At 73.5% G+C, this 1,334-nt stretch carries 2 protein-coding genes; both read left to right on the forward strand.

The window, feature by feature from the left end:
* Window positions 1–731, forward strand: a 731-nt coding sequence (locus ACYVE7_RS34150) for a DUF459 domain-containing protein (protein ID WP_460370732.1), incomplete at its 5' end; no start/stop codon positions are given.
* Window positions 731–1,334 (forward strand): acyltransferase family protein (locus ACYVE7_RS34155; RefSeq protein WP_460370734.1); only part of this gene is annotated, 604 nt, incomplete at its 3' end. The genes ACYVE7_RS34150 and ACYVE7_RS34155, both read left to right, overlap by 1 nt.

A 1,334-nucleotide genomic window follows, 5' to 3' on the forward strand; every position in this document is an offset into this window, starting at 1 on the left:
TCGCGCCCGCCGCCGGGAGCGCTCCGGCAGGTGAGCCGTCCTACGGGACGGCCGTGCCGCCGCTCGGCGAGGCGCGGCTCGAACCGACCGTCAAGGGGAAGACGGTCCTGGCCGTCGGCGACTCCTGGGCCGCCAACATCGGCGCCGGGATGAGCAAGGTCGCGTCGGCGGAGAACACGGTCGTCAACGCGGGGCTCGGCGGGTGCGGGCTGATGCTGTCGACCGCTCCCGACGCGCCCGCCGACTGCCGGGAGTGGCCGCAGAAGTGGCCCGGCTACCTCGCCAGGTACCGGCCGGACGCGGTGCTGCTGATGGTCGCCTACTGGGACCTCACCCCGCAGCGCCTGACCGCGGGCGGACCCCAGCGCGACCTGCGCGACCCCGCCCACCGCAAGGTGTTCACCACCAACCTGAACCGTGCGATCGGCCTGCTGACGGCCGGTGGCGCGAAGGTCTACCTGATGAACTCCAAGCTGGTCGACCAGCCGGCCCTGCGGCCCGCCGCGCTCATCATGAACCGGCTGCTCCGTGAGGCCGCCGACGCCCACGCCGCCGAAGGCGTCCGGCTGCTCGACGTCCGCGGCCAGCTCTGCAACGACAAGGGCTGCCCCCCGGTGATCGCCGGGACCAACGTCTACGACCCGACCGGGCATCCCGCCGACGCCGCGCGCGACCGGCTCGCCACCTGGGTCCTCAACACCATGTTCCCCGCCCGGGAGGGAAGCACCTGATGTCGCGGACCACCGCTCCCGACCGGCCCCTGACCAGCACCACCGCCGGGACGGAGCGGTCTGCGCGCGACGCGCCGGACGCCCGGCGGATCCCCGGGATCGACGGGCTGCGCGCCGTCGCCGTGCTGGGCGTCATGGCGTTCCACTTCGAGCTCGGCCTCGACGGCGGGTTCCTCGGCGTCGACCTGTTCTTCGTGATCTCCGGTTTCGTGATCACCCGGCTGCTGGCGGCCGAACGGTCGTCCAGCGGACGGATCGGGCTCGGCCGGTTCTGGTTCCGGCGCGTCAAACGGCTGATGCCCGCCCTGTTCGTGACCGTCGCCGCCGTGCAGGTCTGGATGGTGCTGCAGGACCCGCCGGGGCTGCGTCCCACCACCAACGGGCAGACGCTCGCCGCGCTCGGCTATGTCTCCAACTGGTACGCGATCGTCGCGCAGGTCGACTACTGGGCCGTCGCCGGGTCGGCGGCGCCGCTCAGCCATCTGTGGTCGCTGGCCGTCGAGGAGCAGTTCTATCTGTGCTGGCCGGCGCTGCTGGCCGTCGGGCTCGGCTGTGCGGCCGTCCGGCGGCGGCCCGGGCTCGTCGCGGCCGTCGTGGCGGGCC

This window comes from Actinocorallia lasiicapitis, assembly GCF_054778695.1.